The sequence below is a fragment of the Marinobacter sp. Hex_13 genome (genome assembly GCF_001566815.1).
GTDB classification, from domain to species: Bacteria; Pseudomonadota; Gammaproteobacteria; order Pseudomonadales; family Oleiphilaceae; genus Marinobacter; species Marinobacter salarius.
Genome location: NZ_LSMM01000092.1, coordinates 1 through 14,937, shown reverse-complemented (window position 1 = coordinate 14,937; position 14,937 = coordinate 1). Strand labels below are relative to the sequence as shown.

The following is a 14,937-nucleotide window of genomic DNA, read 5'->3' as shown; positions in this document are numbered from 1 at the left end:
CCTCTCGGATTACCGGGAGCAGTTGGACGAAGACAGCCAACGGCGTCTTGGCTCGAACCCGCTACGCATTCTGGACAGCAAGAACCCGGATACCCAGAGACTTCTGGTGGACGCGCCTCGTCTGGATGATTACCTCGACGACGAGTCTCGGGATCATTTTCGGCAACTGCGCTCGTTGCTGGACGCGGCTGGCATTGAGTATACGGTGAATCCAAAGCTGGTTCGCGGGCTCGACTATTATGGCAAAACTGTATTCGAGTGGATTACCGACAGCCTGGGTGCCCAGGGGACGATATGCGCCGGTGGTCGCTATGATGGGCTGGTGGAGCAATTGGGAGGCAAGCCCACGGTTGCGGTCGGTTTCGCCATGGGGCTAGAACGACTGATCCTGCTGCTGGAAACGCTTAACCTTGTGCCAGACAGTGCCAATGGCAATGTCGATGTGTATGTTGCGGCTATGGGTGAATCCACCGTGGCACCCGCATTAGCGCTGGGTGAATCCCTTCGTGACGCTTTGCCGGGCGTAACGGTTATGGGGCACTGTGGCGGCGGCAGTTTCAAGAGTCAGATGAAAAAGGCTGATCGCAGTGGCGCCCGTTACGCGGTCATTCTGGGTGAGAATGAGGTTGCCAACGGGACGGTCGGCCTTAAGCCGTTACGGTCAGACGAGGGGCAACTAGACGTTGCTCAGGGTGATCTGGCCGCGACGCTTGAAGAATTGCTTGGCCGCTGATGGCGCGCCGACGAGTTACAGCATAATAATCATCTATTGCAGGAGTCATCATGGCTGAAATGCGTACTGAGGAAGAAACGGTCCAGGCAATCAAGGACTGGTGGAAGAAGAATGGCAGCTCGCTCCTGATTGGCGTCGGTGCGGCGCTGGCGATTGTTTTCGGGTGGCAGGCCTGGCAGAACCATCAAATGCAGCAGCGTACGGAAGCGGCTTCCCAGTTTGCCGAGCTGATCAATGCCTATAGCGATGAGACAGATGAAAATCGCGCAGATACCGTTGCCTACGTGGCCGAGAACCTGCGAGAAGAATACAGCGACAGCGCCTTCGCTGTTTATGGCATGTTGATGCTTGCTCGCCAACAGGTTATGGACCAGGGCGATCCGGAAGGGGCGATCGAGTCCCTGACCTGGGCGCAGGAAAAAGCCGGCGAAAGCGGAGCGTTGGCAATGGTTATTCGCAACCGCCTGGCCCGCGCCCAGTTCGCGGCGGAGCAGTACGAAGAGGCTTTGGCAACCATTGAGGGTACGGACAATACCGGCAGTTTCGGCGCTATTTTTACCGAGCTTAAAGGCGATATCCTGCTAGCCCAGGGTAATCGTGAGGGGGCTCGTGAAGCGTATCTGGCGGCCCGTGAAATGAACCAGCAGGGTCGTAGCGGCATTCTTGAGCTCAAGCTATCCGACCTTGGTGTTGAGGAGGGAGCCTGATGCCCTGGTTGGTTAACGGGCATACCAGACTCTTTTCGCTTGCGGGTATGCTGACACTGGCTGTCCTTGCAGGATGTAGTACCAGCGACACCTTTGAGCAACCTGCACCGGTTCCGGAGATTTCATCCAGTGTCGGGCTTGAGCCTGTCTGGAGTATGGGTGTTGGGGACGGGCATGATGACAACTTCCTGTACCTCGCCCCTCTGAACACCGGAGACCGTTTGTATGCGGCATCAGCCGATGGCGAGGTTTATGCCGTCGGCTCCGAAAACGGCGCGGTATTCTGGTTCCGGGATCTTGACGAGGAAATCAGTGCCGGCGTTGGTGGCGATCAGGGAAATCTGTACCTGGTCACCCGTGATGCTGAGCTGATGGCCCTGTCGCGCGAAGATGGTTCTGCGCTTTGGCGGCAGCCATTGCCCAACGAAGTGTTGGCATCCCCCCAGTCCAACGGGCGCCTGGTGGTGACACAGACCATTGATGGCAAGGTGCTGGCGTTTGATACCGCCTCCGGGGAGCAGGCATGGCAATACGACAGTGATGTCCCGGTCCTGTCAATACGTGCAGCGGCGTCGCCGCTTGTCGGGGCAGACCTTGTGCTGGCTTCACTGGCCAACGGCAAGCTCATGGCGATCTCCACTGAGACCGGCCAGCCCGTTTGGCAGTATGAAGTCGGCCAGCCGCAGGGCCGTACCGAGCTTGAACGGCTTGTTGATGTGGCCGGTGAGCCGCTGATTCTAGAGAGCGCAGCGATGATTGTGGGCTATCAGGGCAAGCTTGCGCTGGTTGACCTGCAAACCGGACAGGAAATCTGGAGTCGTCCCGCCTCCAGCCTGCAGTCACCAATGATCGGCAACGGTAATATTTTTGTCGCGGGTGCCAACGGCGATATCACGGCCTACCGCGGTTCCGACCGTCGCGAGCTGTGGGTTCAGGACCGGTTATCCTGGCGGCAGCCAACGCAGCCGGTTGTCTATGAGGATTACCTGTTGATTGGTGATTTCGAGGGGTATATTCATATGTTGTCGTTGGAAGACGGCAGCCTGGTGGGTCAGCTTGAATTTGACGACGAGGGCCTGCGGGTGCCTTTCCAGCGCCTGCAGAACGGTAACCTTCTTGTGTATGGCAATAGCGGTAAACTGTCGGTATTGAAACTCCGGACGCTCGACTGAGTGCTCCTTTCCGGCCCTATCGCTGTGAAGCGCGGGCCCTGTTTAATGTGTAGCGAAAGACTATGACCCCTGTAATTGCTCTTGTCGGGCGCCCCAACGTGGGCAAATCGACACTGTTTAATCAAATGACGCGGTCCCGGGATGCGCTTGTAGCGGATTTCCCCGGCTTAACCCGTGATCGTAAATACGGTGAGGGCAATTACGAAGGGCAGCGCTTTATCGTGATTGATACCGGTGGCCTGACCGGGGGTGAGGAAGGCCTGGACGCTGAAATGGCCCGCCAGTCCATGCAGGCTGTCGAGGAAGCTGACATTGTCCTGTTTCTGGTAGATGGCAAGGCCGGCCTCAATGGCGGCGACGAACTGATTGCTGCCCATCTTCGGAAAACCGGCAAGCGGGCGCATCTGGTGGTCAACAAGACGGATGGCCAGGACCCCGACATCGCCGCTTCCGATTTCTACGGCCTGGGCTTTGAGTCTACCTATCTGATTGCTGCCTCTCACAACCGGGGCATTCGCTCCATGCTGGAAGAGTTGCTACCGTCCGAGGAAGAGCGTGAAGGACAGGACCGTGCCGATCGTTATCCGGGCATACGCATTGGTATTGTCGGGCGGCCGAACGTGGGCAAGTCAACATTGGTCAACCGCATGCTCGGAGAGGACCGGGTGATCGTCTATGACATGCCCGGCACCACCCGGGATAGCGTTTACATCCCGTTTGAACGCATGGATAACCAGTACACACTGATCGATACGGCCGGTGTGCGCCGGCGTAAGAATGTCAGTGAGGTGGTGGAGAAGTTTTCCATCATCAAGACCCTCCAGGCTATCGATGACGCCCATGTGGTCATCCTGGTTATCGACGCCCGGGAAGGTCTGGTGGACCAGGATCTTCATCTGATTGGCTTTGTTCTGGATGCCGGCCGTTCCCTGGTGATTGCGGTCAACAAATGGGACGGCATGGACCCGGACGACCGGGCCAAGGTAAAAGAGCAGGTTCAGCGCCGCCTGGACTTTCTTGATTATGCTGACAAGCACTACATATCTGCCCTTCACGGCTCCGGTGTGGGCGTCATGTACGATTCGGTTCACGCCTGCTATGAGTCAGCGATGGCCAAGTGGCCGACCAATCGCCTGACGGCCATCCTCCAGGATGCTACCGCCCAACATCAGCCGCCGCTTGTGCAGGGGCGTCGAATAAAGCTGCGGTACGCCCACCAGGGTGGGTCCAACCCTCCAGTGATTGTGGTGCATGGAAATCAGACTGACGCGTTGCCAGGGGCTTACAAACGCTATCTGGAGAATACCTTCCGTAAAGTGCTGAAGGTCAATGGTTCTCCCATTCGCTTCGAGTTCCGTTCCAGTGAAAACCCGTTCACTAATAAGGTTAGCCGGCTTACGCCGCGTCAGAAGGTCAAACAGGACAATGACCTGAAGAAAGGGCGGCCGGTACGGAAGAAAGCGCGAATGAAGAGCAAGAAACGCTGAAACGATCCGACCGTCGGGGCAGCGCCAGGCAGTCGGTGCTGCATCAAAGGGCGCGATGGTTGGTCTTTAGCCACTCCTGAAACTCGTTTTCGGGCATCGGCCTGCTGTAGAAATAGCCTTGTGAATAGTCACAGCCTTCCTGTTGCAGGAAGTGTGTCTGGGCTTCTTCTTCCACGCCTTCTGCAATTACACTCAAGCCAAGACTGTGGGCCATGTTGATGATGGCCTTCACCAGCGAGGCGTCCTCCCGCTCCTTCATCACGTCCTGAACAAAGGATTTGTCGATTTTCAGGGTATCGAAAGGGTAGCTCTTGAGGTAGCTGAGCGCCGAATAGCCGGTACCGAAGTCATCAACTGACAGGCGAATACCGGATTGATCGAGTTGCCGCAGGATATCGGCGGTTTCTATGGTGTTATCAAGGATCAGTCGCTCAGTGATTTCCAGTTCCAGTTGCTGGGGGGGCAAACCGCTGGCTTTGAGAGCATTCATGACGGTGTCGACAAAGCCCGGATCCCTGAATTGCCTGGGAGATACGTTGACTGAAATGCCGATGTCCGTACCAGTGGACTCTTTCCAGCGTATGGCCGCCAGGCAGGCTTCCCGTAACACCCATTCACCAATCGGCGTTATCAGGCCGGTTTCTTCCGCCAGGGGTATAAACCGGTCGGGCATGACCATACCCATACCGGGGTTATTCCAGCGCAGCAGGGCTTCGGCAGAGCACAGTTGGCCGGACTCGGTGCGAACAATGGGCTGGTAGTAGAGCTCGAACTCTTTTTGCTCCAGGGCCCGGCGCATCAGCGATTCCATCTGCAGCCGTTCATGGGAGACTTCCGTCATTTCCGGAGCAAAGAGAGCATAGGCACTTTTACCCTTGTGTTTGGCCTGGTACATGGCGGCATCGGCGTGTTGAAGCAGGGTGCCGCTGTTATCGGAGTCGTTCGGGAAAACGGAGATACCGATACTGGTGGTTACGAACACTTCCTGGCCATTCAGCAGGTAAGGAGGGGCAAAGGTCTTGAGGATACGCTCTGCCACCTGTGACGTCGCCTCGGGGCCCGTCAGGCCGGGCAATATCACCAGAAACTCATCACCACCAAGCCTGGCGACGGTGCTGGTACCCCGAAGGCAGCTGGAAATCCGTCGTGCGGCCTCTATCAGGAGGTTGTCACCGGCGTCGTGCCCAAGGGTATCGTTAATGTGCTTGAAGTTGTCCAGGTCGAGAAACATCACGCCAACCAGGGAGCTTTCGCGTCTTGCCTGGGCCAGGGCCAGTTTCAGGCGATCCAGGGCGAGCATTCGGTTGGGAAGCCCGGTCAGGATGTCGTAGTTAGCCTGTCTGAGCAGTTGTTGCTCGTAGCGCTTGCGAATGCTGATATCTTCGCCAAGAATCAGGTAGCCGGTGGCTTCGCCCTTGGAATTCTTGATGGGGGTTACGATCAGTTGTTCCCAGAAGCGCTCACCGTTCTTGCGAACGCTGTTGATTTCCCCCTGCCAGACCCCCACGCGTTGGACCTGAAGTCGGATGGATTGCCACAGTTGGCGGTTTTCTCGATGGGCCTGTGCATCCTCGGATAGCACGCCCGGGTGTTTTCCGGCGATGGTGGCTGCGTCGTAGCCGGTGAGCTGGCTGAATTTCTGGTTGGCGTATTCGATACGCCACTGGCGATCACAAATCAGCACCGATGACGGGCTTTGCTCAATCGCCTTGGAGAATTTTCGGATTTCCTGGGCATCGCGCTCCTGTCGTTCGAGGTCATCGTTGAGACGTTCCCGCATCTGGTTGATGGCAACGGTGACCTGGGCCAGTTCGTCATTTCGATTCAGTTGGGTGTCCGGTCGGTCCAGTTCAAGCGGGTCTGACAGGTTGTTGAGTGAGAAATTGCGGGCGTAGTTGGCCATGGTGGTCAGGTGCCGCGCAATGAAGTGCTGGAAAATCCAGATGATCAGGATCGAAACGAAAAAGGTCTTCAGGAACTGGGTGGTCAGCACCACTACGACTTTTTGGCGCATGTCCGAGAACACCCGCTTCAGATCGGCGGTGATGGTCAACTGACCCAAACTGAACATTTCATCACCCTGGTGGGTGAGCTTGAACGTATGGCTGATTGTCTGGGCGTTGCGAGGGATTTCGCCCATGACCAGTTCGGAATCCGGTTCAATTTTGAGGCGTAGGTGAACGATGTCTGGCAGGCTGAGTATGCCTTCGAGCTGGGTCTGTAGGAGTTTCTGATCCAGCGCCCATAGGCTGCGGGCCAGACTGGAGGTATAGCCGGTTTCGACAACCATCATGCGCCTGTCGATCTGCGACAGGTCCTTCCGGTAATCCGAGTATATCTGGATAGCTGAAGAGATGAGCGTGAACAACGAGCTGAACAACAGGATGTATGCGAGCAGCCTGAAGGACAGGGGAGACCCGGTTCGAAATCGTTGCAGGCGAGTCAACAGTTTTTGCATGTCCTATACTTCGGCCACCCTGGCAGGTTTCAATGAGCATGGTCAGACGGTGTTCTCAGGACTATAGCAGCAGTTTCTTGCAAATGCCTCGCAAATACAGGAAAAATCGGGAGAAATGTGTCACTGTTCAGGATTTGTTAATGTCTTGGGAGCGGGCAGTGTTCGGGGGTGTTGAACGCCTGCGCATGCAGGGCTGATCGATTGGGAGTGCAGGGTGGACCTGCAACGAAAAAGAAGCTGAAAAAATGGCGTCCCCTAGGGGGTTCGAACCCCTGTTGCCGCCGTGAAAGGGCGGAGTCCTAGGCCACTAGACGAAGGGGACGCATCGCTTCAAAAGCTTGCCTCGTCGAGGTGGCGCGTATATTAAGTAAGGCGATACGAGCTGTCAAACGGTTTTTAAAAAAATAATGGCTTTCGCGAGCACAGCAGGTTGGTCGAGGAAGCTGCCCTGAGCCTTTCCGAGGACCGCCTCAGTACCTTACCGAATCCGCCAGGGCTGGGCCCAATTCAGGATACTGGAAATGGAACCCTTCGGCTTCGAGTCTTTCGGGTATGGCCATTTGGCCGGTCAGTAACAACCGGGACATTTCGCCCAGCGCCAACTTAAGGACCGGACTTGGTGCCGGGAAAATGGCCGGCCGGCCCAAAACGCCGGCAAGACACTTTGTAAACTGCCGGTTGGTGACCGGGTTGGGGCTCACGACGTTGTAGGGGCCGTTGGCCTTGTCGGATTCGAGCATCCAGACAAGCGCTGCGACCACGTCGTCCCGGTGAACCCATGGCATGAACTGTTCGCCGTCGCCAAGTCGTCCCCCAAGACCCAGGCGGAAGGGTAGAAGCATGCGCTGCAGGAAACCGCCACCCGGGCCGGCAACAATCCCCGTCCGCGACAGGCATACGCGAACGCCGTCAGCCTCCAGGCTCAGAGCTTCCTGTTCCCAGTCACGGCACATGCGATGAGTGAATTCGTCATGGGGCAACGTTTGCTCAGTCACGTGTTCACGGCTCTGGTCGCCGTAGAAACCCACCGCAGAACCGGACACCAGCACGCGCGGGAGTGATTCCCAGCTCCTTATCACGTTCGCCAGGAGGCTAGTAAGGCCGATACGGCTGTCCCGCAGTTCCTGTTTGCGGCGATCGGACCACCGTTTATCGGCGATGCCTTCGCCAGCCAGGTTGATAACCGCACCGAACCCCGGGTGGCCTCGTAGCAGCTCGAGATCTCCCAACGCCTCTACACGTCCACAAAGAGCCTGAACGTTTGCCGTGGACTGTCTGCTGAAGACGGTTGGGGCGTAGCCTTTGCTGATCAGTTGTTGGCACAATGATTGGCCGATGAATCCGGTGCCTCCGGTGATCAGAATCCGATTATCCATTGCTGCTCGCTCCTGGGTCGGTTAATGGTCGGCTATTGATAGTTGTCGGTGATGGGTTATGCCGGCTGTTTGTGGCTGTCGAGTTCGTGGATCACAACGTCACGAATGGCTTTCCCCAGTTCGGGATTCTCACCGATGGGTGGTGCAAGCGTAATGCTGACCTCGTGTTGGCTTTGTAGCCCCTCGATCATCGCGGGAACGTCTTTTCTGAGATGACGGCCCGCCGCCAGGAATAGCGGCACGACGGTATACTGTCGGACGCCTTCACTTGCTCCCTCGCTGATAACCGTATCCAGGGAGGGCTCTGCCAGTTCCATATAGGCAATGCGGGACCCGGGTACAGATTCAAGTGTCGGGGTTGCCAATGCTTCGAACGTCCGGCACCAGCGCTCATCGCTGCTTCCATGGGCAAGTAGGATTATTCGGGGAGCTTCTCCGTTCATAGTATCTCCTGGTATGAATAAAAGCTGGGATAGTAATCTAAAGTGTAGCAGCCGCAGGCCTGCCACTGTGCTGCTCGATGACGATAGGATGGGTATATGTTCGATTGGAAAGAGATTCTGGATTTCTGGTTTGGTGAACTTGATGAGCACGGCCTGCCGGACAGCTTTCACAGGAATCGCTGGTTCCGTTCCACGCGTGCCTTCGACCAGGAAATCCGGCGACGCTTCCTGTCGATGGTCCTTTTTGCGTCAGAGGACGGTCTGCGGCACTGGCGCAAGACGGCCGGCGGGGCTCTTGCAGAGATCATCCTGCTGGATCAGTTCACACGGAATATTCATCGGGGCGGAGCGCTGGCGTTTTCCAATGACCGGTTGTCTGTAAAGCTCTGTAAGGCAGCGATGCGTGATGGACAGGACATGGAATTGCCCCCGGTAAAGCGGGGCTTCCTCTATATGCCGCTGCAGCACTCGGAAAAACGTGAGGATCAGGATCTGTCTGTGGAGTGTTACTCACAATTGGCCGCCGCCACCGATGGCATTGTCGGAGATTTTATGGAGAGTTTTCTACAATCCGCCCGTGACCATCGGGATATCATCCACCAATTCGGCCGTTTTCCACACCGCAACCAGGCACTGAAACGCTCCTCGAGCCCGGAGGAGCAAGCCTACCTGACCAACGGTAAGCGCTTCGGCCAATAAATGCCTTCAAATCCGTTCAACAGGCCGGAACTGCCAAGCCCATCAAGGTTTCATGGCGCCTTATGCGGCAGAATTTACAAAAACTAACAAGAATCAGGCTTCGCTGCACAGGTCTCAGGGCCATTGCAGGCGGCCGGCGATCGAAACAAGGAAAACCAGCCATGGGGCAGTTACAGAACCCCGCACTCCAGGCGAACAGTGAACTGCCGGAGAACCGATTACTTCGGCAGTCGATTCGCTACAGGGGGCGCAAGACCTTACGTGTAAAAAGCGAGCTACGGCGTCTTAAAATCCTGGAGGCGACCCTTCGAATTGCAGCTCGTGACGGTTTGCGAGGCATCAAGCATCGAGCTGTTGCGAGGGAAGCGAAAGTGCCTCTGGCCGCCACCACCTATTACTTTCGCGATATTCATGAATTGATCAGTGACTCATTCATGCTTTTCGCTGAAAAAGCCCGGGACAATCTTGATGGCTTTTATGACACCATCAATCTGGTGCTGGATACCACCCCTGCAGAAACCCTTCGGCGCAATGGTCCCCAACGCAAGGAATTGGCTGCGCGTTTGTCGGTAATATCGACGGCCTATCTCCATGAGCAGTTTACAAAGCGAAGGCAGCAGATGCTGGCGGAGCAGGTGTTCCTTATGGAAGCGCTAAGGGATGACCGTCTTGCGGGCCTGGCAAGAAGCTATCGTGAAGCCTGGACCGCAGGCCTGCGGCAGATACTGAAGCGGCTGGATTCGCCATCACCGGAGAGAGACGCAACGCTGCTGGTGAATGTCACTCTGGGTATGGGATACGATTCTTTACTCAACGATCAGCGTGTGGATTACGCTGCACTGTCTGAGACCGTTGCGCGCGTGATCGGGTTGGCGTTAGGCGAACAGGAGATCGTACCGGTCTGAATATGGGGATGAAAAAGGTCCTGAAAAAAGAGTTGACGAACCAGGATGAATCCGTAGAATACGCGTCCGTTGATCAAGCGGGAATAGCTCAGTTGGTAGAGCACAACCTTGCCAAGGTTGGGGTCGCGAGTTCGAATCTCGTTTCCCGCTCCAGATTCCAAAAACCCGGTCTTTTCGAAAGGAAAGGCCGGGTTTTTCATTTTTAGCCTGCAAGCCACAGTCTTCACACCCTGTTCTCGGTTATACTGCCAGGTCATATTGGATGCCTTGTCGTCAGTGTTTCGGGAGCGCCCATGCAGGTACATTCGTTGTATGTCTATCCGGTCAAATCCCTGGCCGGAATCCAGGTTTCTTCATTCCTTCTGGACGAGTTCGGTCCGGCCGATGACCGTCGCTGGATGATCGTTGATTCCGAGCGCGAGTTCGTTACCCAGCGAAGCAATCCGGAACTCGCCATGATCAAAACCCGGTTGGACTCAGGTCAGGTCTTTGTCGATATACCGGGGGAGGGCGAGTTTCCATTGTTGCCGGACACTGAGGAGTGTCGTGTCAGGGTCTGGCGGGACTGGGCGAAAGCAGTGTACGGAGAGGACAAGGCATCTGCTGCGCTGTCCCGCTACTGTGGCCAGACATTTCGCTTTGTGTATATGCCCGAGGAAACCTTCCGCCGCGTTGATGCGAGCCGGGTTACCGAGTATCGTCGGGTCAGCTTTGCCGATGGTTTTCCATTCCTGATCACCAATCTTGCGTCCCTTGAAGAGCTGAACTCGCGCCTTGATTCGGCCATCGATATGCGAAGGTTCCGGCCGAACATTGTTGTTGAGGGCGCGGGGGCCTGGGATGAGGACAACTGGACATCTGCACGCATCGGGGAAACGGCATTCACGCTGGTAAAGCCCTGTTCCCGCTGTGTTATGACCACCGTGGACCCGGACCAAGGCGTAAAGTCCGTAGATCTGCAGCCTTTAAGGATGCTTGGAACCTATCGGCGAACCTCTGACGGCGTCATTTTCGGAATGAACGCCATTCATGAATCGGACGGGACCATCCGGGTCGGCGATCCGATTACTCTGCAAACGACTGCCACAACGGAGAATCAGTAACGTGCCATTGTTAACGCTGGATGCCGTATCCCTTGCTTTTGGCATGCAGCCATTGCTCGACCAAGCCTCTATGACCATCGAGGCAGGTGAACGTGTGTGTCTTCTTGGCAGGAATGGCGAGGGAAAATCCACACTACTGAAGATCGTCAGCGGTGAGGTAACGGCGGACGGCGGTGTTGTCCGGCTGGACGACGGTGCGGTGTTGTCAGTGCTGCCCCAGAATCTCCCCGTCAATGATACTCGAACCGCTTATGAGGCCGTTTCCGGTGCTTTCCCGGAGACCGGGGAATTGCTCGCGGAATTTCATCGGTTGTCCCAGACTGCGGATGAAGCCAGCCTGGATCGGCTGATGAAAGTACAGGAGCGCCTTGAGGCGCTGGATGGCTGGCGTCTGGACCAGAAAGTCGGCGCCATCCTCGAGCAATACGGCATCGACCCGGAGCAGCGTCTGAACACGCTCTCCGGCGGTTGGCAGCGACGCGTCCTGTTGGCGCGTGCCCTGGTGACCGAGCCGGATATCCTGTTACTGGATGAGCCTACCAACCACCTGGATGTGCCCGCCATTGCCTGGCTGGAAGAGGCCCTTGGTCAATTCCGTGGCGCGATTCTGTTTGTCAGCCACGACCGCGCGTTTATACGCCGCATGGCCACGCGCATCGTGGAACTGGACCGCGGGCATCTGGTGAGTTTTGCCGCTACGTACGACCGCTATCTGGACCTAAAGGAAAAGGCTCTGGAGGAGGAAGATCGCCAGAATGCGCTGTTCGACAAGCGGCTAAAACAGGAAGAGGCGTGGATACGCCAGGGGATTAAGGCTCGTAGGACCCGCAATATGGGCCGGGTGAGGGCGCTAAAGGCCATGCGTGAAGAACGCCAGCAACGTCGCGAACGCGGTGGAACTGCGAGCTTTTCGGTGGAAGACGCCGCCCGTTCCGGGAAACTGGTGGTGGAAGCCAGTGATGCCGGATTTGCCTATCCTGATGGTACCGCGGTCATTCGCGACATGAACATGACGGTCCTCAGGGGCGATAAGATTGGCCTCGTTGGTGAAAATGGCACTGGGAAGACCACCCTGGTCCGGCTAATGCTGGGAGACCTGAAGCCCACAGATGGCCGAATTCGCCTCGGCACCAATTTGCAGATCGCTTACTTCGACCAGCTCCGGGGTGAGCTCGACCTTGAACGCAATGCGCTGGATAACCTGTCCGAGGGGCGGGAGTTCATCGAAATTAACGGCCAGAGCAAGCACGTACTGGGATATCTGCAGGAATTTTTGTTCAGCCCGGAACGGGCGAGGTCCCCTGTGCGTGTCTTTTCCGGGGGTGAGCGTGCGCGTCTTCTTCTTGCCAAGCTCTTCAGCAAGCCGGCCAATATCCTGGTGCTGGATGAGCCGACCAATGATCTGGACGTGGAGACCCTGGAGTTACTTGAATCCCGGCTGGTGGAATTTGCCGGTACTGTGATCGTTATCAGCCACGACCGCGAGTTCCTCGATAACGTCGCTACTGATACGGTGTTCCTGGACGGCTCTGGCAGAGTCGCGGAGTTTGTCGGTGGGTATACCGATTGGCGGAGGCAGGGTGGCCGGTTCCCTTCTGAGGGGGTAAGCCGAAAGGCCACCAAGCCGCCAAAGAACCAGAGCCCAGTGCCGGAAAAGAAGCCGGAAGCGCCCGCAGTGGCAGACACCAAAAAAACAAAACCCGTAAAACTCAGCTACAAACTGAAGCTTGAACTGGAAAAACTTCCGGGCCAGATTGAAGAGCTGGAGGCGGAACTGGAAAAGCTTCGGGCACAGATTTCCGATCCGGAATTCTACTCCGGGCCCGCTGAGAGCGTCTCCACGACCCTGGCGGACCTCGGGGACAAGGAAGCCCACCTGGAGAAGGTCATCGAGCGCTGGATGGAGCTGGAAGAACAGGCGAATCAATGAATGTAACGTACCACTTCAAATTTGAAGACAAGCGTTCCGAGACGTTTAAAGTAACGGACCGGCCAGCTGAGCCGGTGGGCAACCTGCCGAGCTGGACAAGGTTGGAGCACTGCCAATGCGCCAACTGCCCGCTGAAAGCATCGGAGTCGCCACGATGTCCCGCCGCCGTTGAAATGCTTCCGGTTGTGAACGCCTTTCAGGCAGAGGACGCCTACCAGAAGGTGACTGTGGAGGTTACAGACGACCGCAGGCGTTATTCCAAGGACACCACGCTTGAGGAGTCCCTGAGGTCATTGCTGGGGCTGAAAATGGCGACAAGCGGGTGTCCGGTGTTGTCCGAACTGAAGTCGATGGCCGTGCATCACTTGCCGTTTGCCAGCAACGATGAATTCATCATGAGGAGTGTGTCTCACTACCTTTTGCAGCAGTACCTGGCGAAACGTAACCACAAGGAGCCAGACTGGGAACTGAAAGGGCTGGTGGAGAGAAATCAACGCCTGCAGTTGGTCAACCAGGCGTTATGGCAGCGGATCCATTCGGTGTGCGAGGGGGACAGTAACCTGAAGGCATTGCTGAACTTCTTCTCAATGGCCTCCAGTGTGAGTTTTTCCCTGGAAAGTCAGCTTCGAAAACTGGAAGCAAAAATGAAGGGCGACGGCGCCGACTAGGGCGCCGCGGCCATCGTCCGGCTACTGGATGCGGATCGCAAGGACATCGCAGACGGTGCCATGCAACACACCGTTGGCGGTTGATCCTAGAAGCAACTGGAATCCTTTGCGGCCGTGGCTTCCCACGATGACCAGGTCCACACTCTGCTCTTCAGACAGCCGATGGATTTCGGATTCAGGGCGCCCCACCGTCACTATCTGATTGTCTTTGCCAACATTGTACTTTTCACCGTACCCGGCAAGCTGTTCCTTTGCCGCCTTGTCCAGTTGATCCTGAAGTTCCGTCAGGTCCATCGGAATGTCGCCCCCATAGGCGTAGCCAACAGGCTCCACTACGTGCACAAGCATCAACTCAGCACTATGGGCTTTGCTTATTTCGACGGCCTTATTGAGTACCTGGGGGGCCTCTTCGGTCAGATCGATTGCCACCAGTATCTTCTTATAGATCGACATCGCATCGCTCCTTCGCGGATGGGGTCAAACTCTTGGTGTGCCAAAGCAGTACCTTGTCCCATAAGTGTAAACCAACACTGACAGGTATCAATGACTGACTGGAAAGGTGACAAAAGGAGAGTTGGCTGGGGCTACAATCTGCCCCAGCCGGCGTGGACGTCAGGCGTTTTCGCGCAACAGGCCAATGGTTGTTTCCAGGCCCCGGAGAATGCCTTTGGAATAGCGGTCGATCACAAACGCAACGTTGTTGTCGTTATAGTTAATATAGGAGCCCCGAATGAACTCCCACTTGGAGGTCAGGTCGTCCAGAGCGGCTTTTAGTGGGCCCTGGGCACCGCCTTTGGTGATCTGTGACAGGAAGGCGTCAAACTGCTTTGCCTGCTCGTCAAGAGGGATGTCGTTGGAGGAGCCCTGGAAGGTTTGCGATACCGAGGAATGGGTGCGGGCGGAGTACTTGGCCATCATCTGTGCCATAGTGACTGCCGCCGAGCGTGCGGCTTCAACTCTCTGGGCAGTTGCGACTTCGGCGCTTTCCCGGGCAACCGCGTACATCTCTGAAGCCACCTGGTTCATCGATAACGCCTGGTTCGCCATATCGGACACCAGGCGCAGGTCGGGATAACCGGTGTTGCGCACGTCGTTGATGTTGCTCCGCATCAGATCCTTGAATTTGTCGAACTCCACGTTGAGGCTTTCAACCTGTTCTCCGGACAGTACGCCGGCGGTGCTGTCGGCGACCGAATTCATGGATTCGTTGGCGGCATTGATACTGGCGACAATCTCGTTCAGGGTTTCGGTATCGC

General features: G+C 56.5%; 14 protein-coding genes and 2 tRNA genes. 10 read left to right on the top strand and 6 right to left on the bottom strand.

Annotated elements, in window-relative coordinates; all coding sequences use genetic code 11:
- The 4 genes from AXW11_RS20550 to der form a co-directional block, all read left to right on the top strand.
- Positions 1-733: histidine--tRNA ligase (locus AXW11_RS20550; RefSeq protein ID WP_286792669.1), on the top strand; the 733-nt coding region annotated here is incomplete at its 5' end.
- Between the two features lie 50 nt (positions 734-783).
- Positions 784-1,440: a YfgM family protein gene (locus AXW11_RS20545; protein WP_036208138.1), complete on the top strand. Its 657-nt coding sequence runs from the start codon at positions 784-786 to the stop codon at positions 1,438-1,440.
- The gene (bamB, locus tag AXW11_RS20540; RefSeq protein WP_091642036.1) at positions 1,440-2,612 is read left to right on the top strand and encodes an outer membrane protein assembly factor BamB; all 1,173 of its coding nucleotides are present in this window, start codon (positions 1,440-1,442) and stop codon (positions 2,610-2,612) included. Before AXW11_RS20545 ends, bamB begins: the two co-directional genes overlap by 1 nt.
- Before the next feature lie 62 nt (positions 2,613-2,674).
- Positions 2,675-4,099, top strand: a complete 1,425-nt coding sequence (gene der, locus AXW11_RS20535; RefSeq protein WP_091642038.1) for a ribosome biogenesis GTPase Der — start codon at positions 2,675-2,677, stop codon at positions 4,097-4,099.
- 43 nt (positions 4,100-4,142) lie between these two features.
- Here the strand turns inward: der and AXW11_RS20530 are convergent, their stop codons facing one another.
- From AXW11_RS20530 to AXW11_RS20515, 4 genes are all read right to left on the bottom strand, one after another.
- Positions 4,143-6,557 (bottom strand): bifunctional diguanylate cyclase/phosphodiesterase, encoded by a 2,415-nt coding sequence (locus AXW11_RS20530; protein WP_036208121.1) that lies wholly within the window; start codon positions 6,555-6,557, stop codon positions 4,143-4,145.
- Positions 6,558-6,803: 246 nt separating this feature from the next.
- A tRNA-Glu gene (locus AXW11_RS20525) sits at positions 6,804-6,879 on the bottom strand.
- Between the two features lie 148 nt (positions 6,880-7,027).
- Positions 7,028-7,933: a TIGR01777 family oxidoreductase gene (locus tag AXW11_RS20520; protein ID WP_036208119.1), complete on the bottom strand. Its 906-nt coding sequence runs from the start codon at positions 7,931-7,933 to the stop codon at positions 7,028-7,030.
- 56 nt (positions 7,934-7,989) lie between these two features.
- Positions 7,990-8,376 carry a sirohydrochlorin chelatase gene (locus tag AXW11_RS20515; protein WP_036208116.1) on the bottom strand — a complete coding sequence of 129 codons (387 nt, stop codon included), beginning with the start codon at positions 8,374-8,376 and terminating at the stop codon, positions 7,990-7,992.
- 96 nt (positions 8,377-8,472) lie between these two features.
- Here AXW11_RS20515 and AXW11_RS20510 point away from each other — a divergent pair, with 96 nt between their 5' ends.
- The 6 genes from AXW11_RS20510 to AXW11_RS20485 all read left to right on the top strand — a co-directional run bounded on the left by AXW11_RS20510 (position 8,473) and on the right by AXW11_RS20485 (position 13,681).
- Positions 8,473-9,075, top strand: a complete 603-nt coding sequence (locus AXW11_RS20510; protein ID WP_036208113.1) for a DUF924 family protein — start codon at positions 8,473-8,475, stop codon at positions 9,073-9,075.
- 161 nt (positions 9,076-9,236) lie between these two features.
- The gene (locus AXW11_RS20505; protein ID WP_051946981.1) at positions 9,237-9,980 is read left to right on the top strand and encodes a TetR/AcrR family transcriptional regulator; all 744 of its coding nucleotides are present in this window, start codon (positions 9,237-9,239) and stop codon (positions 9,978-9,980) included.
- Positions 9,981-10,057: 77 nt separating this feature from the next.
- Positions 10,058-10,133: transfer RNA gene (locus AXW11_RS20500), tRNA-Gly, on the top strand.
- A gap of 140 nt (positions 10,134-10,273) precedes the next feature.
- Positions 10,274-11,083 carry an MOSC domain-containing protein gene (locus tag AXW11_RS20495; RefSeq protein WP_085680842.1) on the top strand — a complete coding sequence of 270 codons (810 nt, stop codon included), beginning with the start codon at positions 10,274-10,276 and terminating at the stop codon, positions 11,081-11,083.
- A gap of 1 nt (position 11,084) precedes the next feature.
- Positions 11,085-13,013 (top strand): ATP-binding cassette domain-containing protein, encoded by a 1,929-nt coding sequence (locus AXW11_RS20490; RefSeq protein WP_075196844.1) that lies wholly within the window; start codon positions 11,085-11,087, stop codon positions 13,011-13,013.
- Positions 13,010-13,681 carry a DUF6901 family protein gene (locus AXW11_RS20485; protein WP_075196843.1) on the top strand — a complete coding sequence of 224 codons (672 nt, stop codon included), beginning with the start codon at positions 13,010-13,012 and terminating at the stop codon, positions 13,679-13,681. The genes AXW11_RS20490 and AXW11_RS20485 overlap by 4 nt, the downstream gene beginning before the upstream one ends.
- 21 nt (positions 13,682-13,702) lie before the next feature.
- On the opposite strand, the gene AXW11_RS20480 is transcribed toward AXW11_RS20485, so the two are convergent.
- Positions 13,703-14,134 (bottom strand): universal stress protein, encoded by a 432-nt coding sequence (locus AXW11_RS20480; RefSeq protein WP_041333209.1) that lies wholly within the window; start codon positions 14,132-14,134, stop codon positions 13,703-13,705.
- A 159-nt stretch (positions 14,135-14,293) separates the two neighbouring features.
- Positions 14,294-14,937, bottom strand: a 644-nt coding sequence (locus AXW11_RS20475; protein ID WP_286792667.1) for a hypothetical protein, incomplete at its 5' end; no start/stop codon positions are given.